The following is a 21,428-nucleotide window of genomic DNA, read 5'->3' on the forward strand; positions in this document are numbered from 1 at the left end:
TGTAGTGGTATGACAACTTAACAAATTAGATTGTTATAATGGGATGGTGAGTAAGTATGCAAGCAGAGAAATTAGGAAGTGAAATTAAGAAAATTAGAGTGTTAAGAGGATTAACACAAAAACAGTTATCCGAGAACATATGTCATCAATCGGAAGTAAGCAGAATTGAATCGGGTGCGGTATACCCAAGTATGGATATATTGCAAGGTATTGCAGCAAAGTTACAAGTTCCCATTATTCATTTTTATGAGGTACTCATTTATTCCGATATTGAGAGGAAAAAGCAGTTAAAAGATCAAATCATTATGCTTTGTAAGCAAAAGAAATATAAAGAAATTTATAATAAAGTATGGAATGAGCTGAAAAAGGAAGAATATCATCCGGAGTTTCAGCAATTTCTTCAATGGCAATATCATGTAGCAGCTTATGTATTGAAGAAAAGTGATTATGAATATTGTATTTTAGAATTAAAAAAATTGTTAAACCAACAATTAACTGGGATTGATGTGTACCAAAATCTTTATATAGAGAATGCAATTGCAAATATTTATGCTGAAAATGGTTACTTTAAGAAGGGTATGGAGTTATTTGAAGGTATATTAAAGCAATTAGAGGTATTACCTGAAAATAAAGAGTTTGATGTGAAGGTAAGACATAATTATGCAAAAACATTATACTTAGATAATCAATATGAAGAGGCTCTTTTTCAAATAAATAAAGCTATTGAAATATCGTGTCGAATCAATAGTATGGCATTGATTGGGCAGCTATACTATCAAAAAGGTGAATGCTTGGAAAAGCTAGGCTATGATGAGACAGAGAGTGAAGAGGCTTATGAAAAAGCTTGTTTCTTTTTTGATATATTAGAAATGCATACGTATAAAGAAAAGTTTATGAAAAAAATGAAGAAATAAAATAACACAAAAACTAAATATGCATAATTGCATAATGTATGGATAAATTTTCATGATATATTAAAAGAAAAAATGTGGGTGATGGAATATGAAGAAACTACTTATTGGTAGTTTATTAACGTTAGCAATGACATGGGGTATTTCATTAGCAGATACAGCTTTAGAGAAAAGCCAAGTAATTTCTCATGATGATCAAGAGGTACAATTAGCTTCAGATATGCCTTTTGAGTTTTAAAAAACAACCGCCTTACTTAGACGGTTGTTTTTTTATGGAGTAACATCCAAACGTCTTTACTAGAAACAGGTTTGCTAATAAAGAATCCTTGAATGTGATCACAATTTTGTCTATGTAAAAATTCCCATTCTTCTTCCGTTTCTACACCTTCTGCAATCACTTCTAAATTTAGTTCTTTTGATAGTGTAATAATGGAAGAGACAATTGCTTCTTCTAAAGGACTATTTGTAATTCCACAAATAAACTCTCGAGCAATTTTTAATGTGTTAATTGGATATTTTGTTAAATAAGCTAAAGAACTATAACCAGTTCCAAAGTCATCGATTGAAATTTGAATGCCGAGATTTTGAAGCTGTTCTAGTTTTGCAACTACAGATTGATTTTGATTAATTGCGATGCTTTCCGTAATTTCAATATCTAGTGCTTCTGGTTTCAGTTCTGTTTCTTCTAACACCTTTGAAATAGTTGGGATTAAATCTGCATGGTTAAATTGAACAACAGATAAATTCACACCAACTTTTAAGTGAGAAAAACCTTGATTATGCCATCTTTTTGCCTCTAAACAGGCAGTACGTAAAATCCAATTACCAAGTTCAATAATAAAACCAGTTTCCTCTGCTAGAGGAATAAATTGGGCAGGAGATACGATACCGAGTTTTGGATGCTTCCAACGTATTAATGCTTCAAAACCGATAATTTCTTTTGTTTTTGTGCTTACTTGTGGTTGGTATTCAAGGAAAAATTCATTTTGTTGTAATGCTTTTGAAAGTTCACCTTCTAAGAATTGAATTTCATTTTGAGCGATACTCATTTCTTTTGAGAAGAAAACAAATCTGTTTTTTCCATTTGCCTTCGCACGGTACATAGCCATATCAGCATTTTTCATTAACTCATTTACATCAGTTCCATAATCAGGATACATCGCAATTCCGATACTTGGTGTAATAGAGAGTTCTTCGCCTTGAATGAAGAATGGTTTGTTTAAAATAGTTAAAATCTGTTCAGCTATAAAAATTGCACTTTTTTCTGAGTACATTTCTGGTAATAGAATGGTAAACTCATCTCCACCTTGGCGAGCGACGACATCTTTTGAACGCAAGCAACCGCGTAGTCTGTTTGCTACTTCAATTAATAATAAATCTCCGACGTCATGGCCAAGTCTATCGTTAATTTTTTTAAATCGATCTAAATCAAGGAATATGACGGCGACATCATTTGCGTTAGTTTGGGCTGTATTCAAAATGGCTTTTAAATCTTTTTCGAACTTTCGGCGATTTGGTAATCCAGTAAGTGCATCGTGAAAGGCTAAATGTTCTACTTGTTTTTGTTTCTCATATAAAGTGGTAATATCACGCGCTATCCCAAACATTCCGACCACTTCTTTGTTTATAAAAGTGGGGATAAGTGTAATATGGAGATAATAATAATAGCCTTCTTGTTCTTTTGTACGAACTTCTAACGTTTGTGGCTTACCTTCCTTTGTAATTTGTAAAGCCCTCTTTAGTAGTTCGTGGTCTTTTGAATCAATGAAGTGTACCAGAGAATAGCTTGCCACTTCGCAATAATAGGCAGTAAATAAGCTTTCGCATGCCTTATTAGATTGTTGAAAAATGCCATTCATATTTAAAGAGAAAACGGCATCGGGATGATCTTCGAATAAAGATTTATAGCGTTGTTCACTTTTTGATAATGCAAATGCACCTTCTTCAACTTCGCCCTCTAGTTGTGTAGTCAACTGTTCATATGTATGGATTAGTGCTTGATTATCTTTCCACATGTAAAGTTGCCGCAAGAATAACAAAATAAGTGATAACACGAGGCCGATTAACATGAATTTATCATCCCAAGGTTGAATGATAATAAAAGAAAAAGTAATAATTATACTAAAATAAGGTAGTATAAAACGTATATAATCGAATCGATAATATTTTGCTTTCGTTTCATGCTGCATTGGTTTATCCAAAATATATAGTATGGAAGAAAGTCCAATTAATAAAATAGAAGCAGTGTGTATTAAATAATTAATTTCAGCGGAAGTTTTCATCCCAAAATTCAATTGAAACAGATGAATATAACCGTATACGAGTATAATAGTGAAACCGATAATTAATGCGACTCTACTAGAAGAATATTGTTCTCTTCTATATAGGCTAATAACGGCGTAAATTACTAATGATTGTGCAATGAAATACCCAATTAAAATCCAAGTATCCTTTGTTAACATGCGGAAGCTTGAAATATCTAAGATAAAAGTTAAGGTGAAATAAATGTTCATAATAATAATAAAGATGCTATCGAATGAGAATTGAGAAAGTCCCTTAATAGAGTAATTTTTTATAAACTTTATAGCAAATCCAACAAAGAGCAAAATATATTGTATGATAAAAAAAGGTAATGCTTTATACGAAAATATAGATTGATTATTCATGGAAATCGAACTAAGAAATAGGGTTATCTCCATAACTAATCCACATAGGCAAGTGCATAGTAATAAAATCCAAAATAGTTTATCACTGCGTTTCATTTTTTTAATAGCTTTATATAAACAGTGGCAAGAAAAAAGTGCAGCAAAACAGAATAAGAAAAGAATCCCAATTTCCTTTATATGCGACTCATTTGGAATAAAGAGTATCCAAAGAGCAAATATAGATATGTATATTATGACAAATTGTACATACTTTTTTTGATTAATCATATTATGACTCCGTTTCAATAAAGTTGAATCTCGGGGGAATGCTAATTTAAATAATAGCATATAAAATAGGATGTTTTTTACTATAAAAATTACTTTTTTGAAAAAATGGTGCAAAGTTACAATTTACCACTGTAACATTGCACCACTTATTCTTTTAATGCCTCTTATAGCAGAAAGTTCATCTATTAATCGGAATAGTGCTAAGTCTTTTTGTTTACTTTCAATCATAATATCGAAATTATGATTGTTTTTTTTTGCAACGTGTAAGAAGGGCTTAATAAACTCTAAATCGATATATTCAGCATGAGCCCTAAATTCTTTTTCCGATCTTGGGGAGGAAATGTGAACTTTAGGAGAGATATTTGTATGTGACCAAGTTTCAAAAATTGCAGGAAGCAACTCTTCTAGTGGTTCCTCGCAAAGATTGGCCATATGATGATGATAATCAAATACAAATGGGATATTTTCTTTTTGGCAAATTGATAAAGTTTCAGAAGTTGTATACGTTTTATCATCATTTTCAAGAGTCATTTGTTTTTTTATATGTGCAGGAAGTTTTTTTATGTTTTCATGGAAGCGCTCAATTGCCTTTTCTTTATTTCCATAGGCTCCACCTACATGAATGTTAATGTAAGAAGAATCTGCAATGCCTATAGCATCCAATATTTTATAATGATAAGTCATATCCGTAATAGCGTTAGTAGTAATATGTGGCTTGTCGCTTGTAAATAACGTAAATTGATTTGGATGAAAACTTATTCGTAAATTGTGTTCTTTAATTAAAGCTCCTATTTTACGCCAAAGTGGTGTGAATACCCCAATATAGTCAAACTCGACTTCGGGGTGTGTTGCCAGTGGGACGATGGAAGACGATAGGCGATATAGCGGGATTTCATGCGCTATATTGTAATGAAGGATACGTATTGTGTGCTCTAAATTTTGCCTTATAACATGGTACAGTTTGTCTTCTCGCTCTTGTTTACTCAGTTTTTTAAAGCTTGTAAACGTCATTGTTTTGGCAGGAGAACAGTCCCAGAGTGCCATTGCATTTGAGACATATCCAAACCGCATAATCATATGAGATACACCTCTTTTATTCATTGTCTTTCCTATAAAAAGAAAGCAAGCATTGTTCCAATCCATTCCTTTCCTCTATCGATAAGAGAAGGTGGGTTTACATCGCTATAGGAAAGTACGGATGCATTCTCTAGATCTTCATGGAATTTATTTTTTACTGTTCGAATGAACTGTTTATTATATAACAGGCAGTTTATTTCATGGTTAATATATAAACTTCTCATATCAAAGTTTGCTGTTCCGATATCACAAATATCATCATCCACTATAATAATTTTGGCGTGAAAAAAGCCTTGTTGAAATGCGTAAATATTGCAACCAGCCTGTATTAATTTTCGGCAGTACGGGAATTTTGCTTCTCGAACGAGAGGATGATCAGCTTTTTCTGGGACGAGAATTGTGATTTGAACCCCTCTTTCTCTTGCTTTTAATAAGGCATTCATAATTTTTTTTCCAGGAATGAAATATGGTGTACCGATACAGATTTCTTTTTTTGCTTCGTTAATTAAATGTAAAAAAGTATGCTGTAAATAAGCACCATCAGTCGGAATAAATCGATGCATTATGGTACCTTTGTTTTGTTTTGGAAAATAAAGAGAAGCATCCAAAAAATTCTGTTTCGTATCATCAAACCAGTCATGCAAAAATTGCTTTTGTAAATCTTGAACCCCTTCTCCTGTAAGACGTAAATGATAGTCTCGCCATAATCCTAAATATTCATTATGCCCTAGATACTCTTCGCCGATATTAAATCCCCCGATATAGCCAGTTTTCCCATCAATCACTGTAATTTTTCTATGATTTCTTTGATTGGCAGAAAAGAAAAGCAGAGGAAATTTTACCTTATGACAAAATGAAAAAGATACACCATGTTTTCGCAGGGAGCGAATAGCTTCGTTTGATAAATAGTGGCTGCCAAATCGATCAAGTAAAAGTCGTACTTCAATTCCTTCCTGAGCCTTATCAATCAGCAACTTTAAAAATTCACGACTGATTTTATCGTTTTTTACAATGAAGAATAAAATATGAATGTGGTGCTGTGCTTGTTTTATATCCGTAAATAAGGCGTCATACAAATCTTTCCCGTATGTATAAAGGTGAAAATCACTTTGACGTAAAGGGAAAGTGCGAGAGCTTACCCGCTTTAAATGAAGAAGTCTCCCGTATGAAAGGTCAATTGTAATCCAAAGAGCAACGGATATTAACAAAAGAGATAAGTAGAGCATCAGTGAATTCCCTCCTTCGCATTCTTTTCACCTTCAGTGTGTTACAAATGATACGGGTAGCACGGTTGTTATTATAAATTTCATCAGAGGATAGTATGTTGCACTGATTAAAGTTTCACTTTATAGTTTCACCGAAATAAACAGCTTTATGAAAAAATGTGTTGTTCTATAACAAAAAACTGTTGACTGAATGCTCACTCATTATATAATGGGGGTAGGGGATATAATTCAGAAAATTATATATTTTTGAAGATTCTAAAAATAAAGAGATCTTACAAAGAGAGGGGTAGCATAAAAATGAATAGCTTACTGATCATTAATTGGCTGGCTGCCATTGCTGTTATTGCTTATGCAGGATATTTGTTTGTATATCTTATACGGACGAGAATAGCCTACATACAATTAGGAAAAAAAATTGAATTTGACCGTCGTTTTAAAGAGCGTTGGAATCTCCTTAAGGTCAATGTTTTCGGTCAGAAAAAGCTGCTGAAAGATAAGAAAAGCGGCATCATTCACGTTATGTTCTTTTACGGATTTATTCTTGTCCAATTTGGAGCAATTGACTTCGTTTGGAAAGGACTCGCACCAGGATCACATCTTCCACTTGGACCACTATACCCTGCATTTACATTCTTCCAGGAAATTGTCACACTTGTTATTTTAATTGCAGTATTTTGGGCTTTTCATAGACGTTATGTAGAAAAGCTTGTTCGTTTAAAACGTAACTTCAAATCAGGTCTTGTTCTTATCTTTATCGGTGGTTTAATGATTTCTGTGCTACTTGGTAACGGTATGGGACTTATATGGCATGGCGAGGAGCTTTCATGGAGTGAACCAATTGCTTCTGCAATCGCTTACGTTTTTAGCGGGATAAATGAAACCGTAGCCATTTCAGTGTTCTATTTCTCTCGGTGGGCGCAGTTACTAATTATGTTAACGTTTTTAGTGTATGTTCCACAGTCAAAACATGCGCATTTAATTGCGGGACCAGCTAATGTATTTTTCGGTCGTATTTCAAACCCAGGGAAGCTTGAAAAGATTGATTTTGAAGATGAAACGCAAGAAACATTTGGTGTTGGTAAAATTGAAGACTTTAGACAAAATCAACTTATTGACTTATACGCTTGTGTAGAGTGTGGCCGTTGTACAAATATGTGTCCAGCAACAGGCACAGGAAAAATGTTATCGCCGATGGACTTAATTTTAAAACTTCGCGATCATTTAACTGATAAAGGGGCTGCGGTAACATCAAAAGCACCGTGGGTTCCAGTAGTTGCCTTCAATAATACACAAGGAAATCAGTTAGCGATGATGGCAGCTGGAAAAGGACAACAAGAATCAGCGGCTACAACGCTCGCTTACGATCCGAGTTTAATCGGAGATGTTATTACAGAAGAAGAGATTTGGGCATGTACAACGTGTCGTAACTGTGAAGATCAATGTCCAGTTATGAATGAGCATGTTGACAAAATTATTGATTTACGTCGATATCTCGTTTTAACAGAAGGAAAAATGGACGCGGAAGCACAACGCGCGATGACAAACATCGAGCGTCAAGGAAATCCGTGGGGTCTGAACCGTAAAGAGCGTGAAACATGGCGCCAAGGTGATGATGAAGTAACAGTTCCAACTGTAAAAGAAAAATCAAAAGCTGGTGAGGAATTCGAGTATTTATTCTGGGTTGGTTCAATGGGATCATACGACAACCGTAGTCAGAAGATTGCAATATCATTTGCAAAGTTAATGAACGAAGCAGGCATTTCATTCGCAATTCTCGGTAATAAAGAAAAGAATTCTGGAGATACACCACGCCGCCTCGGAAATGAATTTGTATTCCAAGAGATGGCGACAAAGAATATCGAAGAATTTGAAAAGGCAGGAGTGAAGAAAATCGTTACGATTGATCCTCATGCTTATAACACATTTAAAAATGAGTATCCGGACTTTGGCTTGCAAGCAGAAGTCTATCATCATACAGAATTGTTAGCTCAGTGGGTGAAAGAAGGGCGCTTAAAGCCTGTTCACGCTATTAAAGAAACAGTTACGTACCATGATTCCTGTTATTTAGGAAGATACAACGAAGTGTACGAAGCGCCACGTGACATTTTGAAAGCGATTCCTGGAGTGAATCTTGTAGAAATGGCACGTAACCGTGAAACGGGAATGTGCTGTGGCGCAGGTGGTGGCTTAATGTGGATGGAAGAAACAACAGGTTCACGTATTAACGTTGCTCGTACAGAACAAGCATTAGCTGTACAGCCATCCATTATCGGTACAGGTTGTCCATATTGCTTAACGATGATCAGTGATGGAACGAAAGCGAAAGAGGTAGAAGAGAAAGTTCAAACTCTTGATGTGACAGAGATTTTAGAACGATCTGTTATCGGACAGAAAAAAGAAGCGATGTAGTTTATAAGAATGTATACAACTTTAGAAAGAGGTGCAATGATTGCACCTCTTCTCAACGTAGGGATACCGAGCGAGCGCTCAGTGTTAAAAAATGAAATGGGGGAAAGAAACATGAGTAAAACAGTTATTTTAAGTGCTGCAAGAACACCAGTTGGAAAATTTGGAGGATCTTTAAAAGATGTAAAAGCGACGGAACTTGGAGGAATTGCAATTAAAGCAGCGCTTGAAAGAGCAAATGTTGCGGCTAGTGATGTTGAAGAAGTTATATTTGGAACGGTTATTCAAGGTGGACAGGGACAAATTCCATCGCGCCAAGCTGCGAGGGCTGCTGGAATCCCTTGGGAAGTGCAGACGGAAACAGTGAATAAAGTTTGTGCATCAGGCCTTCGTGCGGTTACGTTAGCGGATCAGATTATTCGTACTGGCGATCAATCACTGATTGTAGCTGGTGGTATGGAGTCGATGAGTAACAGTCCTTACATTTTACGCGGAGCAAGATGGGGATACAGAATGGGCAACAACGAAGTTATTGATTTAAACGTTGCTGACGGTTTAACATGCGCATTTTCAGGTACACACATGGGTGTTTATGGCGGAGAAGTTGCGAAGGAAGATGGAATTTCTCGCGAAGCGCAAGATGAATGGGCATATCGTAGCCATCAGCGTGCGGTTTCAGCGCATAAAGAAGGACGTTTTGAAGAGGAGATCGTTCCAGTAACGATCCCGCAAAGAAAAGGCGATCCTATTGTCGTTGCAAAGGATGAGGCGCCACGTGAAGATACAACGATTGAAAAGTTAGCAAAGTTAAAACCTGTATTTGATAAGACAGCGGCGGTGACAGCTGGTAATGCACCGGGACTAAACGATGGTGGTGCCGCACTTGTATTAATGGGCGAAGACAGAGCGAAGCAAGAAGGAAGAAAGCCATTAGCGACAATTTTGGCGCATACAGCAATTGCAGTGGAATCTAAGGATTTCCCAAGAACGCCAGGTTATGCAATTAACGCATTGCTTGAAAAAACAGGCAAGAAAATTGAAGACATCGATTTATTCGAGATTAATGAAGCATTTGCAGCGGTAGCAATTGCAAGTACAGAAATCGCAGGAATTGATCCAGAAAAATTGAATGTAAATGGCGGCGCAGTGGCGATGGGACATCCGATTGGAGCAAGCGGAGCGCGCATTATCGTAACATTAATCCATGCACTTAAGCAGCGCGGCGGCGGAATTGGAATTGCTTCGATTTGTAGCGGTGGCGGTCAAGGGGATGCAGTGATGATTGAAGTTCACTAATTAAAGTTCGAGGGTATAAAATTTATTAACAATTAAGGGGGAAGAAAAAATGGGTGTACAAAACATTGTTGTAATTGGTGCAGGACAAATGGGATCAGGAATTGCGCAAGTATGTGCAATGGCAGGATATGACGTGAAGGTACAAGATTTAAAAAAAGAGCAATTAGATAGAGGATTGGCTATTATTACGAAAAACTTAGTGCGCCAAGTAGAAAAAGGACGCATGAAGGAAGAAGAGAAGGAAGCGACATTAAATCGTCTTACAGTAACGCTTGATTTAGATTGTGTGAAAGAAGCGGATCTTATTATTGAAGCAGCTGTTGAGAAAATGGATATTAAAAAGAAAATCTTTGCGAATCTAGATGAAATTGCTCCAGAACACGCAATTTTAGCGACGAATACTTCATCTCTGCCAATTACAGAAATTGCAGCGGTAACGAAGCGTCCGGAAAAAGTAATCGGCATGCACTTTATGAATCCAGTTCCAGTTATGAAGCTTGTTGAGATTATTCGTGGTTTGGCTACAGATGATGCGGTATATGAAGCAATTGAAGATATTACGAAAAAAATTGGGAAAGTACCAGTTGAAGTGAATGACTTCCCAGGTTTTGTATCAAACCGCATTTTGCTACCGATGATTAACGAAGCAATTTATACGTTATATGAAGGTGTAGCGACGAAAGAAGCAATTGATGAAGTAATGAAGCTTGGTATGAACCATCCGATGGGGCCTTTGACGCTCGCTGATTTTATCGGTTTAGATACGTGTTTATACATTATGGAAGTGTTGCATGAAGGATTAGGAGATAGTAAATATCGCCCATGTCCGTTATTACGTAAGTATGTGAATGCAGGATGGTTAGGGCGTAAAACAGGTCGTGGATTCTACGTTTACGAATAAATGCCCCCTTTGTTACAAAATAGTGGTCTTACCAAATTGTTAAAAGGATATATAGCAAATGGAGGCGGAGTATATGAACTTTCGTTTTAATGAAGAGCAGCAAATGATGAGGAAAATGGTTCGGGATTTTGCACAGAAGGAAATAGCTCCCTTTGTTCCTAGTATGGAACAAGGGGTGTTCCCAAAAGAGATTTTACAAAAGATGGGTGAGCTTGGATTAATGGGGATTCCAGCGCCTGCAAAATACGGCGGGGCAGAAATGGATTTTATTTCTTACATTCTAGCAATTGAGGAAATCTCAAAGGTAAGTGCAACAGTTGGTGTAATTTTAGCTGTACATACGTCAGTTGGAATGAATCCGATTTTATATTTCGGAACAGAAGAACAGAAGAAAAAATATGTTTCTAAACTTGCAACCGGGGAATATTTAGGCGCATTTGCTTTAACAGAGCCAAATGCAGGATCAGATGCAGGGAGTTTGAAATCAAGAGCTGTAAAAAAAGGCGATCATTACATTATTAATGGATCGAAAGTGTTTATTACAAATGGTGGTGAAGCAAGTACATACATTGTATTCGCTTCTACAAATCCAGATGTAGGAAAAAGTGGTATTTCTGCATTTATAGTAGAGAAAGATACACCTGGTTTAATCATCGGAAAAGATGAACATAAGATGGGGCTTCTCGGTTCTCGTACGGTACAACTTACTTTTGAAGATATGAAAGTGCCAGCTGAGAATTTACTTGGGGAAGAAGGACAAGGATTCAAGGTGGCAATGGCGAATTTAGATGTTGGGCGAATTGGAATCGGTGCACAGGCGTTAGGAATTGCTGAAGCGGCGCTTGCATGTGCAATTGATTATGCAAAAGAACGAGAGCAATTTGGGAAACCAATTGCGGCGCAGCAAGGGATTGGCTTCAAGCTTGCAGATATGGCAACAAGTGTCGAAGCAGCAAGGTTACTCGTATATAGAGCGGCGTCTCTTAGGGCACAAGGATTACCATGCGGTAAAGAAGCATCTATTGCGAAATTATTTGCTTCTAAGACAGCGGTTGAAGTCGCGATTGAGGCGGTGCAAGTATTTGGTGGTTACGGTTATACGAAAGACTATCCAGTAGAACGATTTTTCCGTGATGCGAAAATCACGCAAATATATGAAGGAACAAGTGAAATACAGAAACTTGTTATTAGCCGTGCTTTATAAAAGGGCGAGGGGGAGACGGAGATGCATTTTAAACTATCAGAAGAACATGAAATGATAAGAAAAATGGTTCGAGATTTTGCTAAAAATGAAGTAGCACCAACAGCAGCTGAGCGTGATGAGGAAGAGCGATTTGATCGAGAGTTATTTGATCAAATGGCAGAGCTTGGTTTAACCGGCATTCCGTGGCCTGAAGAATACGGCGGAATTGGAAGCGATTACTTAGCGTACGTAATTGCTATTGAAGAATTATCTCGAGTTTGTGCTTCAACAGGTGTAACACTGTCTGCGCATACTTCACTTGCTGGATGGCCAATTTTTAAATTTGGGACAGAAGAACAAAAGCAAAAGTTTTTACGACCGATGGCTGAAGGGAAGAAAATTGGTGCATACGGCTTAACGGAGCCAGGATCTGGATCGGATGCTGGTGGAATGAAGACAACCGCAAAGAGAGATGGCGACCATTATATTTTAAATGGATCAAAAATTTTCATTACAAATGGCGGTATTGCTGATATTTATGTTGTTTTTGCGCTAACTGATCCTGAATCGAAGCAGCGCGGTACGAGTGCATTTATTGTAGAAAGTGATACACCGGGATTTTCAGTTGGGAAGAAGGAGAGCAAGCTAGGGATTCGCTCTTCACCAACGACTGAAATTATGTTTGAAAATTGCCGTATTCCTGTAGAGAATCTACTTGGAGAAGAGGGGCAAGGATTTAAAGTTGCGATGCAAACATTAGATGGAGGTCGTAACGGTATCGCGGCGCAAGCAGTTGGTATTGCACAAGGGGCTTTAGATGCTTCTGTAGAATATGCAAGGGAGCGCCATCAATTTGGAAAGCCAATTGCGGCGCAGCAAGGGATTGGCTTTAAACTTGCGGATATGGCAACAGATGTAGAAGCGGCACGCCTTTTAACATATCAAGCGGCTTGGCTTGAATCAGAAGGGCTTCCGTATGGAAAAGAATCAGCGATGTCAAAAGTATTTGCGGGGGATACAGCGATGAAGGTGACGACTGAAGCGGTGCAAGTATTTGGTGGTTACGGTTATACGAAAGATTATCCAGTAGAGCGTTATATGCGAGATGCAAAGATTACACAAATATATGAAGGAACACAAGAGATTCAGAGGCTTGTAATTTCTCGTATGCTAACGAAGTAGGAACGAAAGCGTAGGTATTTTCCTACGCTTTTTCCTTCCAAAAAATAATAGAGAGAGGTGAAGGTAATGGTTAAACATAATGTACATGCATCGGTGAAAGATGAAAAATTAGTTGCGTTAAGACGTGAACAAATGATTAAAGGTGCGGTGCAACTGTTTAAACAAAAAGGATTTCCGCGTACAACAACGAGAGAGATTGCAAAAGCGGCTGGATTTAGTATAGGGACACTTTATGAGTACATTCGTACAAAAGATGATGTTTTGTATTTAGTTTGTGATAGTATATATGAACATGTAAAAGAACGATTAGAGGAAGTAGTGTGTACAGAAAAAGGGAGTATAGAAAGTTTAAAGATAGCGATAACGAATTACTTTAAAGTGATGGACGAATTACAAGAAGAAGTATTAATTATGTATCAAGAAGTACGTTTTTTACCGAAAGAATCTCTCCCATATGTATTAGAAAAAGAGTTTCAAATGGTAGGAATGTTTGAGGATATTTTAGAACAGTGTACGGAAAATGGAACATTTATATTAAATAAAAAAGAAATACAGCTTCTTGCACATAATATTTTTATACAAGGACAAATGTGGGGGTTTAGACGCTGGGCACTGCAAAAACTGTATACGCTCGAAGAATATACAGAAATGCAAATTAGGTATGTGTTGCAAGGTGCCCATATGCTTCCGGAATAAGGAACAGACAAATTATTAATTTTATTACCATATAAAAGTTTCCCGTTTTTTTTGTAGCATATTTGTGCGACTTTTGTTTATAATGAATAGTATGGATTTTTTTAAGCAGACCGTTATATATAAGGTTATATTTGATGAAAGGAAGTGCCGCATAAGTGAATTTTAAGCAATATTCACCAGAAGAGCTAAAAGAATGTTCAATGATTGAAGTTGTACATAGCGTTTTAGGGGATAAAAGACAAGCAACGACATTCAACGAGTTGGTTCAAGAAATCGCTCAAGTGCTGGGACTATCTCAAGAGCAAGTTAATGCGAAACTCGCACAATTTTATACAGACTTAAACATCGATGGACGTTTCATTAATTTAGGAGAAAATCGTTGGGGACTACGCAGCTGGTACCCATATGAGCAAATTGATGAAGAAATCTTACCGCAGCCAAAACCGAAGAAGAAACGTAAAGTTGAAGAAGACGGTTTTGACGACTACATTGAAGAAGATGAAGATGACTTTGACGATGCAGACGGAAATGCAGACGAAGAAGATGATGTAGAAGATTTGGACAAGGTTCTTGAAGAGGAAGACGGAGATGACGACGATCTTGATGATTTAGATGAAGATGAAGAAGACGACTTCGCTGAAGAAGAACTTGAGTATGACGAAACTGAAGAAGAAGAGGAAGAACTGTAGTTCTTGACTTTTCATTATCGTCCATGTAGAATCATTTTTGGGCTCTTTAAAAAAGGACGATAATACTTTTAAAGTGTAAATATAAAAGAAAATTGCTCCCTACTTGTTACTTTATGTGATGAGGGGAGCAATTTTCTTTTTTGTTTTTTGTTTAGAAAATAAAAAGAGTCTAACAATAAGATGGATACAGTGTTATCTACATACGTTGCGCTTTGCAACGGTGATTATATAACAGCAAAATAGAAGGGAGCTTTTTCATGACTAAGTATATTTTTGTAACAGGCGGTGTAGTATCGTCTTTAGGAAAAGGTATTACAGCAGCATCTCTTGGAAGACTTTTAAAAAATCGTGGTTTAAATGTAACGATTCAAAAGTTCGATCCATATATTAACGTAGACCCAGGGACTATGAGCCCATACCAACACGGTGAGGTATTCGTAACAGATGATGGCGCAGAAACTGACTTAGACCTTGGTCACTATGAGCGTTTTATCGACATTAACTTAAACAAATACAGCAACGTAACAACAGGTAAAATTTACTCTTCAGTTCTTCAAAAAGAGCGTCGCGGTGAATATCTAGGAGGAACAGTTCAAGTTATTCCTCACATTACTAACGAAATTAAAGAGCGCGTATATCGTTCTGGCCGTGAAACAAATGCGGATGTTGTTATTACAGAAATCGGTGGAACTGTTGGTGATATCGAGTCTCTACCATTCTTAGAAGCAATCCGTCAAATTAAGAGCGACATCGGTCGTGACAATGTAATGTACATTCACTGTACGTTAATCCCGTACTTAAAAGCAGCGGGTGAAATGAAGACAAAACCAACACAACATAGTGTTAAAGAACTTCGTAGCTTAGGTATTCAACCAAACATTATCGTTGTTCGTACAGAAATGCCTGTTTCTCAAGATATGAAAGACAAGCTTGCATTATTCTGTGACATCGATACAAAAGCAGTTATCGAAGCTCGCGATGCAGATACTTTATATGCGGTTCCATTATCTCTTCAAGAACAAAACATGGACCAAATCGTTTGTGACCACTTAAAATTAGACAATCCAGCTGCAGATATGACAGAGTGGACTGCGCTAGTTAACAAAGTACGTAACCTTTCTAAGAAAACAAAAATCGCTCTTGTTGGTAAATATGTAGAACTTCAAGATGCATATATTTCTGTTGTAGAAGCACTTCGTCATGCTGGTTACTCATTCGATACAGATGTAGAAGTAAAATGGGTAAATGCTGAGCACGTAACAGCAGAAAATGTACAAGAATTAGTAGGAGACACAGATGGTATCCTTGTACCAGGTGGCTTCGGCGATCGTGGTGTAGAAGGTAAAATCGTTGCGATTCAATATGCTCGTGAAAACAAAGTTCCATTCTTAGGAATTTGCTTAGGTATGCAACTTGCATCAATCGAATTCGCACGTAATGTATTAGGTTTAGAAGGTGCTAACTCTTCTGAAATTAACCCTGATACACCATACGCAATCATTGACCTATTACCAGAACAAAAAGATGTAGAGGACCTAGGTGGTACACTTCGTCTTGGTCTATACCCATGTAAGCTTGCTGAAGAAACAAATGCTTACAATGCTTATAATGAGCCGGTTGTATATGAGCGTCATCGTCATCGTTATGAGTTCAACAACCAGTTCCGTCCGGATATGGAAAAAGAAGGATTCGTATTCTCTGGTACAAGCCCAGACGGCCGTCTAGTTGAAATCATTGAATTAAAAGACCACCCTTGGTTCGTAGCAGCACAGTTCCACCCAGAACTTGTTTCTCGTCCAAACCGTCCACAACCATTGTTCCATGACTTCGTAAGAGCTTCTATTACGAATAAAGAGAGCAAGTAATAAAAAAAGCGCCGTCACTTTAAAGTGACGGCGCTTTTTTTAATATTCGTTTAACATTTCATCGATTGTAAATTTAATTCCGTGATAAGCAAATAAAGCTACTATTAAGCTTGGGAACCCGTAGCGATTACCTTCATCGTCTGGAATAAGGCCTTTTAACAGTTTTGTATCAATATGTACGTCTGTATATTGTTCCAGTGATTTCGTACCTTCTTGAAGAGCAGAAATGCCGACAATAGAGTGTCCCTCTTCTTGTAGTTTTTTTGCAATTTCTACAACTGCTTCATCTGTTGAAAAACGGCTAATAAGAAGTACACGATCCGCAGAGGTTACTTCTGCTTCTTTACCATTTTCAAATAAGCGTTTTGCTTGCTTCATTGGTTCAGCACCGAATAGTGCTTCGGTAACAACGCCATCCATTTCATTTGTACCATATAAATAAATGAAACCATCGCCAACTAGTGCTTGAGCAAGTAAACGAGCGCTATCTTCTATATTCATTTCTTCTTTTTGAGAAACTCTGGAGAAATAACCACTTAATTGAGTTGAAAAAATTTTTAACATAATGTTACTCCCTTCGTACGTGTTTGCCGGCTTTCATTATAGTTTATTTTTTTAGAAAGGTGAAATCGTAGGGTAGCATAACAAAATAGGAAACGGTAAAATAAGAAATAATAGGAAGGAATTTGCCAAAGAATAGCGAAAATAAATCGTTAAGATATAAGAAGCTTTAAATCTTGTACTTACACAGAAAGGTTGGGAATTATGGAAGGTAAAATTTTAATCGTTGATGATCAATATGGGATTCGTGTGTTATTACATGAAGTGTTCCAAAAAGAAGGTTATCAGACATTCCAAGCAGCGAATGGATTTCAAGCTTTAGATATCGTGAAAAAAGATAATCCGGATTTAGTAGTATTAGATATGAAAATTCCAGGCATGGATGGTATAGAGATTTTAAAGCATGTAAAAGAAATTGATGAGAGTATTAAAGTCATTTTAATGACTGCTTATGGAGAGCTTGATATGATCCAAGAAGCAAAAGATTTAGGTGCTTTAATGCATTTTGCTAAACCATTTGATATTGATGAAATTCGTCAAGCTGTGAGAAATGAGCTCGCTGTAGAGGCGTAAAAATGAATTTTTTATAAAAAATATGGAAAAAAGCGTTTACATGGACTATTGTGCAGGTGAATACGGTTGAGTTTTTGAGTACAAGTTGTTATCCTATTGAGTGTAGAAAAAAGTCCGGTATGTAGATATACATATTTTACCTTATTCTGGTCATACTACCAGCGATAAGAACTTATCGGATACAAAAAACGTTTTTTAGGAGGATTCACCATGCCTTTAGTTTCTATGAAAGAAATGCTAAACAAAGCACTAGAAGGAAAATACGCAGTTGGTCAATTCAACATGAACAACTTAGAGTGGACTCAAGCTATCTTAGCTGCTGCGGAAGAAGAAAAATCTCCTGTAATCCTAGGTGTATCTGAGGGTGCAGCTCGTCATATGACTGGTTTCAAAACAGTTGTAGCTATGGTTAAAGCTTTAATCGAAGAAATGAACATCACTGTTCCTGTAGCGATTCACCTTGACCATGGTTCAAGCTTCGAAAAATGTAAAGAAGCAATCGATGCAGGTTTCACATCTGTAATGATCGACGCTTCTCACCACCCATTCGAAGAAAACGTTGAAACTACTAAACAAGTAGTAGAATACGCACACGCTCGTAACGTATCTGTTGAAGCTGAGCTTGGAACAGTTGGCGGACAAGAAGACGACGTAATCGCTGAAGGCGTAATTTACGCTGACCCAGCAGAGTGTAAGCACCTTGTTGAAGCAACAGGTATCGATTGCCTAGCTCCAGCTTTAGGTTCTGTACACGGTCCTTACAAAGGTGAGCCTAACTTAGGATTCGCTGAAATGGAACAAGTTCGTGACTTCACTGGCGTACCTTTAGTATTACACGGTGGTACTGGTATCCCAACTGCTGATATCGTAAAAGCTATCTCTTTAGGTACTTCAAAAATCAACGTAAACACTGAGAACCAAATCGAGTTTACAAAAGCTGTTCGTGAAGTATTAAACAAAGACCAAGAAGTTTACGATCCTCGTAAATTTATTGGACCTGGCCGCGACGCTATTAAAGCAACTGTTGCTGGTAAAATGCGTGAGTTCGGTTCTAACGGTAAAGCGTAAGAATAAAATTCCGTTTTGGAAACCGTCTAGTCTTTTAGACGGTTTCCTTTCGTTGTATAATGAAAGCGTGAACAAGTCGAAAGATTTTATCATTTTTGGTTTTTAAATAGAAAATAATGTGCATAGTCCTATTAATAAATGTGATAACGTATCTAAATTGATAAAGTGAATTCGATGAATAGTTGATCTTTATCTATTCGTGCTACAGGAGAAATGAAGATAATGGTTTCCTATTTATTGAGTTTTGGGATGGAAAGAGTAATTGAGATTCTTAAGGGGAGCTTTCTATAAAAAGATAGAAAGTAAATACATTCACAAGAAGGGAGCTCAATATGGAAAAATTGCTAATTGAAGGCGGAAGAGCTTTAAATGGAACAATTCGAGTAAGCGGTGCAAAGAACAGTGCCGTTGCATTAATTCCAGCGACAATTTTAGCAGATACTCCAGTAACTATTGGTGGTGTCCCTAATATTTCGGACGTGAAAATGTTAGGAGACTTACTAGAGGAAATTGGAGGGAAAGTAACTTATGGACAGGAGGAAGAGATGGTAGTCGATCCTTCTAACATGGTTGCAATGCCTTTGCCAAATGGAAAAGTGAAAAAGTTGCGCGCTTCTTATTATTTAATGGGTGCGATGCTTGGCCGTTTTAAAAAAGCTGTTATTGGGCTTCCGGGTGGATGTCATTTAGGACCGAGGCCGATTGATCAGCATATTAAAGGGTTTGAAGCGCTGGGTGCACATGTTACAAATGAACAAGGTGCCATCTATTTAAGGGCAGATGAACTACATGGAGCACGTATTTATTTAGATGTTGTTAGTGTGGGGGCTACGATTAATATTATGCTAGCAGCTGTACGAGCGAAAGGTAGAACTGTTATTGAAAATGCAGCGAAAGAGCCCGAGATTATTGATGTAGCTACATTGTTAACAAGCATGGGAGCACGTATTAAAGGTGCTGGTACAGATGTAATCCGAATAGATGGTGTGGACTCTTTACATGGTTGTCACCATACTATCATCCCAGATCGTATCGAAGCTGGTACGTATATGATTCTAGGAGCTGCATCAGGAGGAGAAGTAACGGTTGATAACGTTATTCCTCAGCACTTAGAATCAGTTACTGCAAAGCTAAGAGAAGCTGGTGTTCAAGTTGAAACGAACGATGATCAAATTACGGTGAACGGTAATAGAAAGTTAAAAGTAGTTGATATCAAAACGCTTGTATATCCAGGTTTTCCAACGGATTTACAACAGCCGTTTACGACGCTTTTAACAAAGGCGCATGGGACGGGAGTTGTAACAGATACAATTTACGGTGCCCGTTTCAAACACATTGATGAATTACGTCGTATGAATGCTCAAATTAAAGTAGAAGGTCGTTCGGCAATTGTAACTGGTCCTGTGTTACTGCAAGGTGCAAAAGTGAAGGCGAGTGATTTACGAGCGGGAGCGGCACTTGTTATTGCAGGGTTAATGGCAGATGGAATTACAGAAGTAACAGGACTTGAGCATATTGATCGAGGTTATGAGAATATAGTGGACAAGCTTAAAGGGCTTGGAGCAAACATTTGGCGAGAACAAATGACAAAACAAGAAATTGAAGAGATGAAGAACGCATAAGTGATACTTCCGCAAGGGGGAAGCGAAGCATCACTACTTGCGGAAGTACACTTTATAGAAAAACACGGTTCACAAAATACGGCAGAAATATAAAGACTTAAAGGAGAGGGATTATTGTGGAAAGAAGTTTATCTATGGAGTTAGTACGTGTAACAGAGGCTGCAGCATTATCATCAGCGCGTTGGATGGGGCGCGGGAAAAAGGATGAAGCAGACGGTGCAGCAACATCAGCTATGCGTGATGTATTTGATACAATTCCGATGAAAGGTACAGTTGTAATTGGTGAAGGTGAGATGGATGAAGCACCAATGCTATATATCGGAGAGAAATTAGGTACAGGATATGGACCACGTGTAGACGTTGCAGTTGATCCTTTAGAAGGGACAAACATCGTAGCAGCTGGTGGCTGGAATGCTCTTGCTGTTATTGCAATTGCAGACCATGGTAATTTGTTACATGCTCCTGACATGTACATGGATAAAATCGCGGTTGGCCCAGAAGCAGTTGGGGCGGTCGACATTGATGCGCCTATTATTGATAACTTACGTGCAGTTGCGAAAGCGAAAAATAAAGATATTGAAGATGTTGTAGCGACAGTTTTAAATCGCCCACGTCATCAAGAAATTATCGAAGAAATTCGTAAAGCTGGTGCTCGTATTAAATTAATTAATGATGGAGATGTAGCTGGAGCGATTAATACAGCGTTTGATCGTACAGGTGTAGATATTTTATTTGGATCTGGTGGAGCACCTGAAGGTGTATTAGCAGCGGTTGCTTTAAAATGTTTAGGTGGAGAAATTCACGGAAAACTATTGCCACAAAACGAAGCTGAATTAGCACGTTGTAAAAAAATGGGCATAGAAGACATTAATCGTATCCTTCGTATGGAGGACTTAGTAAAAGGTGACGATGCAATCTTTGCAGCAACAGGTGTAACAGATGGAGAACTATTACGCGGTGTTCAATTTAAAGGTAGCGTAGGAACAACGCAATCTCTTGTTATGCGTGCGAAATCAGGCACAGTTCGCTTCGTAGATGGTCGTCATAGCTTAAATAAAAAACCAAACTTGGTTATTAAATAAAAAGTGGAAGCGGCTCGCTCAGAATCGCAGGGCATTGGAACTCTCGACCTTGAAGCGCTCTTTGCTTCGAGTGAGAGAGTGAAATGACCGGGGATTCTAGCCGCTGGAACTGGATTTAAATAAAAAGCGTAAGCAGCTCGTTCAGAATGGGAGGGGG

General features: G+C 37.6%; 18 protein-coding genes. 14 read left to right on the top strand and 4 right to left on the bottom strand.

Annotated elements, in window-relative coordinates:
- The first annotated feature begins 56 nt into the window (after nucleotides 1-56).
- Together C4S65_RS31165 and C4S65_RS31170 are read left to right on the top strand one after the other, a co-directional pair.
- A complete protein-coding gene (locus tag C4S65_RS31165) occupies nucleotides 57-914 on the top strand; it encodes a helix-turn-helix domain-containing protein (RefSeq protein WP_001147496.1) in 858 nt (285 codons plus the stop codon).
- Nucleotides 915-1,002: 88 nt separating this feature from the next.
- On the top strand, nucleotides 1,003-1,149 hold the full coding sequence (locus C4S65_RS31170; protein WP_000734744.1) for a quorum-sensing peptide PapR: 147 nt from the start codon (nucleotides 1,003-1,005) through the stop codon (nucleotides 1,147-1,149).
- A gap of 16 nt (nucleotides 1,150-1,165) precedes the next feature.
- Here the strand turns inward: C4S65_RS31170 and C4S65_RS31175 are convergent, their stop codons facing one another.
- The 3 genes from C4S65_RS31175 to cls all read right to left on the bottom strand — a co-directional run bounded on the left by C4S65_RS31175 (nucleotide 1,166) and on the right by cls (nucleotide 6,147).
- Nucleotides 1,166-3,844, bottom strand: coding sequence for a DUF4084 domain-containing protein (locus C4S65_RS31175; RefSeq protein ID WP_042972869.1), 2,679 nt, complete (start codon nucleotides 3,842-3,844; stop codon nucleotides 1,166-1,168).
- Nucleotides 3,845-3,967: 123 nt separating this feature from the next.
- A complete protein-coding gene (gene uvsE / locus C4S65_RS31180; RefSeq protein ID WP_042973463.1) occupies nucleotides 3,968-4,921 on the bottom strand; it encodes a UV DNA damage repair endonuclease UvsE in 954 nt (317 codons plus the stop codon).
- A 32-nt stretch (nucleotides 4,922-4,953) separates the two neighbouring features.
- The gene (cls, locus tag C4S65_RS31185; RefSeq protein WP_086407137.1) at nucleotides 4,954-6,147 is read right to left on the bottom strand and encodes a cardiolipin synthase; all 1,194 of its coding nucleotides are present in this window, start codon (nucleotides 6,145-6,147) and stop codon (nucleotides 4,954-4,956) included.
- A gap of 297 nt (nucleotides 6,148-6,444) precedes the next feature.
- Here cls and C4S65_RS31190 point away from each other — a divergent pair, with 297 nt between their 5' ends.
- From C4S65_RS31190 to pyrG, 8 genes are all read left to right on the top strand, one after another.
- The gene (locus C4S65_RS31190) at nucleotides 6,445-8,556 is read left to right on the top strand and encodes a (Fe-S)-binding protein (RefSeq protein ID WP_103945798.1); all 2,112 of its coding nucleotides are present in this window, start codon (nucleotides 6,445-6,447) and stop codon (nucleotides 8,554-8,556) included.
- A 9-nt stretch (nucleotides 8,557-8,565) separates the two neighbouring features.
- A complete protein-coding gene (locus tag C4S65_RS31195; protein ID WP_140337920.1) occupies nucleotides 8,566-9,849 on the top strand; it encodes an acetyl-CoA C-acetyltransferase in 1,284 nt (427 codons plus the stop codon).
- Between the two features lie 49 nt (nucleotides 9,850-9,898).
- The gene (locus C4S65_RS31200) at nucleotides 9,899-10,750 is read left to right on the top strand and encodes a 3-hydroxybutyryl-CoA dehydrogenase (RefSeq protein WP_000538872.1); all 852 of its coding nucleotides are present in this window, start codon (nucleotides 9,899-9,901) and stop codon (nucleotides 10,748-10,750) included.
- Nucleotides 10,751-10,823: 73 nt separating this feature from the next.
- Nucleotides 10,824-11,954: an acyl-CoA dehydrogenase family protein gene (locus C4S65_RS31205; RefSeq protein ID WP_001011172.1), complete on the top strand. Its 1,131-nt coding sequence runs from the start codon at nucleotides 10,824-10,826 to the stop codon at nucleotides 11,952-11,954.
- A gap of 21 nt (nucleotides 11,955-11,975) precedes the next feature.
- Nucleotides 11,976-13,115 carry an acyl-CoA dehydrogenase AcdA gene (acdA, locus tag C4S65_RS31210; protein WP_000545550.1) on the top strand — a complete coding sequence of 380 codons (1,140 nt, stop codon included), beginning with the start codon at nucleotides 11,976-11,978 and terminating at the stop codon, nucleotides 13,113-13,115.
- A 66-nt stretch (nucleotides 13,116-13,181) separates the two neighbouring features.
- The gene (locus tag C4S65_RS31215; protein WP_000238593.1) at nucleotides 13,182-13,811 is read left to right on the top strand and encodes a TetR/AcrR family transcriptional regulator; all 630 of its coding nucleotides are present in this window, start codon (nucleotides 13,182-13,184) and stop codon (nucleotides 13,809-13,811) included.
- 155 nt (nucleotides 13,812-13,966) lie between these two features.
- Entirely contained in the window at nucleotides 13,967-14,500 is a 534-nt protein-coding gene (gene rpoE / locus C4S65_RS31220; RefSeq protein ID WP_001009773.1) for a DNA-directed RNA polymerase subunit delta, read from the top strand.
- A gap of 257 nt (nucleotides 14,501-14,757) precedes the next feature.
- On the top strand, nucleotides 14,758-16,365 hold the full coding sequence (gene pyrG / locus C4S65_RS31225) for a CTP synthase (protein WP_000170461.1): 1,608 nt from the start codon (nucleotides 14,758-14,760) through the stop codon (nucleotides 16,363-16,365).
- A gap of 39 nt (nucleotides 16,366-16,404) precedes the next feature.
- Here pyrG and C4S65_RS31230 read toward each other — a convergent pair whose 3' ends face one another.
- The gene (locus C4S65_RS31230; RefSeq protein ID WP_000912410.1) at nucleotides 16,405-16,929 is read right to left on the bottom strand and encodes a DUF2529 domain-containing protein; all 525 of its coding nucleotides are present in this window, start codon (nucleotides 16,927-16,929) and stop codon (nucleotides 16,405-16,407) included.
- 201 nt (nucleotides 16,930-17,130) lie between these two features.
- On the opposite strand from C4S65_RS31230, the gene spo0F reads away from it, so the two are divergent.
- The 4 genes from spo0F to glpX all read left to right on the top strand — a co-directional run bounded on the left by spo0F (nucleotide 17,131) and on the right by glpX (nucleotide 21,271).
- A complete protein-coding gene (gene spo0F / locus C4S65_RS31235) occupies nucleotides 17,131-17,499 on the top strand; it encodes a sporulation initiation phosphotransferase Spo0F (protein WP_000398594.1) in 369 nt (122 codons plus the stop codon).
- A gap of 210 nt (nucleotides 17,500-17,709) precedes the next feature.
- The gene (locus tag C4S65_RS31240; protein WP_001131856.1) at nucleotides 17,710-18,567 is read left to right on the top strand and encodes a class II fructose-bisphosphate aldolase; all 858 of its coding nucleotides are present in this window, start codon (nucleotides 17,710-17,712) and stop codon (nucleotides 18,565-18,567) included.
- Nucleotides 18,568-18,899: 332 nt separating this feature from the next.
- Nucleotides 18,900-20,189 (top strand): UDP-N-acetylglucosamine 1-carboxyvinyltransferase, encoded by a 1,290-nt coding sequence (gene murA / locus C4S65_RS31245; RefSeq protein ID WP_000413248.1) that lies wholly within the window; start codon nucleotides 18,900-18,902, stop codon nucleotides 20,187-20,189.
- A gap of 116 nt (nucleotides 20,190-20,305) precedes the next feature.
- Nucleotides 20,306-21,271 carry a class II fructose-bisphosphatase gene (glpX, locus tag C4S65_RS31255; protein ID WP_000442340.1) on the top strand — a complete coding sequence of 322 codons (966 nt, stop codon included), beginning with the start codon at nucleotides 20,306-20,308 and terminating at the stop codon, nucleotides 21,269-21,271.
- The last annotated feature ends 157 nt before the right edge of the window (nucleotides 21,272-21,428 follow it).

It is taken from the genome of Bacillus sp. ok061 (assembly GCF_900108285.1).
Classification (GTDB): domain Bacteria; phylum Bacillota; class Bacilli; order Bacillales; family Bacillaceae_G; genus Bacillus_A; species Bacillus_A thuringiensis_S.

Excerpts from the sequence above, each read along its gene's own strand:
- C4S65_RS31195 (WP_140337920.1), top strand. The coding sequence starts at position 8,566 with ATGTATACAACTTTAGAAAGAGGTGCAATGATTGCACCTCTTCTCAAC.
- murA (WP_000413248.1), top strand. The coding sequence starts at position 18,900 with ATGGAAAAATTGCTAATTGAAGGCGGAAGAGCTTTAAATGGAACAATT.
- cls (WP_086407137.1), bottom strand. The coding sequence starts at position 6,147 with ATGCTCTACTTATCTCTTTTGTTAATATCCGTTGCTCTTTGGATTACA.
- pyrG (WP_000170461.1), top strand. The coding sequence starts at position 14,758 with ATGACTAAGTATATTTTTGTAACAGGCGGTGTAGTATCGTCTTTAGGA.
- C4S65_RS31215 (WP_000238593.1), top strand. The coding sequence starts at position 13,182 with ATGGTTAAACATAATGTACATGCATCGGTGAAAGATGAAAAATTAGTT.
- C4S65_RS31240 (WP_001131856.1), top strand. The coding sequence starts at position 17,710 with ATGCCTTTAGTTTCTATGAAAGAAATGCTAAACAAAGCACTAGAAGGA.
- C4S65_RS31200 (WP_000538872.1), top strand. The coding sequence starts at position 9,899 with ATGGGTGTACAAAACATTGTTGTAATTGGTGCAGGACAAATGGGATCA.
- spo0F (WP_000398594.1), top strand. The coding sequence starts at position 17,131 with ATGGAAGGTAAAATTTTAATCGTTGATGATCAATATGGGATTCGTGTG.
- C4S65_RS31190 (WP_103945798.1), top strand. The coding sequence starts at position 6,445 with ATGAATAGCTTACTGATCATTAATTGGCTGGCTGCCATTGCTGTTATT.
- C4S65_RS31175 (WP_042972869.1), bottom strand. The coding sequence starts at position 3,844 with ATGATTAATCAAAAAAAGTATGTACAATTTGTCATAATATACATATCT.
- acdA (WP_000545550.1), top strand. The coding sequence starts at position 11,976 with ATGCATTTTAAACTATCAGAAGAACATGAAATGATAAGAAAAATGGTT.
- C4S65_RS31205 (WP_001011172.1), top strand. The coding sequence starts at position 10,824 with ATGAACTTTCGTTTTAATGAAGAGCAGCAAATGATGAGGAAAATGGTT.
- C4S65_RS31165 (WP_001147496.1), top strand. The coding sequence starts at position 57 with ATGCAAGCAGAGAAATTAGGAAGTGAAATTAAGAAAATTAGAGTGTTA.
- C4S65_RS31230 (WP_000912410.1), bottom strand. The coding sequence starts at position 16,929 with ATGTTAAAAATTTTTTCAACTCAATTAAGTGGTTATTTCTCCAGAGTT.
- C4S65_RS31170 (WP_000734744.1), top strand. The coding sequence starts at position 1,003 with ATGAAGAAACTACTTATTGGTAGTTTATTAACGTTAGCAATGACATGG.
- uvsE (WP_042973463.1), bottom strand. The coding sequence starts at position 4,921 with ATGATTATGCGGTTTGGATATGTCTCAAATGCAATGGCACTCTGGGAC.